The sequence below is a fragment of the Streptomyces otsuchiensis genome, from assembly GCF_004305975.1.
GTDB classification, from domain to species: Bacteria; Actinomycetota; Actinomycetes; order Streptomycetales; family Streptomycetaceae; genus Streptomyces; species Streptomyces otsuchiensis.
Map to the genome: position 1 here is coordinate 1 of NZ_BHZI01000552.1, position 987 is coordinate 987.

Annotated in this window: 1 protein-coding gene; it reads left to right on the forward strand. The window is 72.1% G+C overall.

All coding sequences use genetic code 11. The features are described 5' to 3' along the window. The coding region (locus tag E0D90_RS25795) for an esterase/lipase family protein (protein ID WP_130800318.1) at positions 1 to 804 on the forward strand (804 nt) is incomplete at its 5' end. Positions 805 to 987 lie beyond the last annotated feature (183 nt).

Consider the following 987-nt stretch of genomic DNA (forward strand, 5'->3'; position numbering starts at 1 on the left):
GTCTCCGCCCCCGGCGCCGCCCCGACCTCCGTCGCCGCGCAGGGCGGCGCCTGGAACGACGACCGCTGTATACCGTCCGACGACCACCCGCGTCCGGTCGTCCTGGTGCACGGCACCCTCGGCAACAAGACCTCCAACTGGCTCGGCCTCGCGCCGTACCTCGCCAACCGCGGGTACTGCGTCTTCTCCCTGGACTACGGCAAGCTCCCGCTCGTCCCCGTCTTCCACGGCCTCGGCCCCATCGAGGACTCCGCGGGCGAACTCGCCGAGTTCGTCGACCGGGTACTGGACACCACCGGCGCCGACGAGGTCGACCTGGTCGGCCACTCCCAGGGCGGCATGATGCCGCGCTACTACCTCAAGCACCACGACGACGCCGCCGGGAAGGTCAACGCCCTGGTCGCGCTCGCGCCCTCCACCAACGGCACCACCCTCCTCGGCCTCACCCGGCTGCTCGACCTCTTCCCCGGCGCCCGCGACCTGCTCGACGGCCTGACCCCCGCGCTCGAACAGCAGGTGGCCGGCTCGGACTTCATCACCGAGCTCAACCGGGACGGCTACACCGTTCCCGGCGTGGACTACACCGTGATCGCCACCCGGTACGACCAGGTCGTCACCCCCTTCCGCACCCAGTTCATCGAGGAGCCCGGAGTCAACAACGTGCTCCTCCAGGACCTCTGCCCGGTCGACGTATCCGAGCACCTGGCCATCGCGCTGACGGACCGGGTCGCCTGGCACGAGGTCACCAACGCGCTCGACCCCGCCAACGCCAAGCCGACCACCTGCTGGTCCGTCTTCGACTGAGGCGGCCGGTGACCGGCCGCCCCGGTGGCGTCCGGTCGATGGCTTCCGGATTCCGAACGAGGACCGCCCCGTGTCCCAGCCCCGAAGGGCGTGGGCACGGGGCGCTCTCGTGCGTCCGATGCCGGTCCCCGCCCCGCCGGGGGCGGACCGGCGGGGCGGCGACCGGCGGTATGGGGGTGGGTG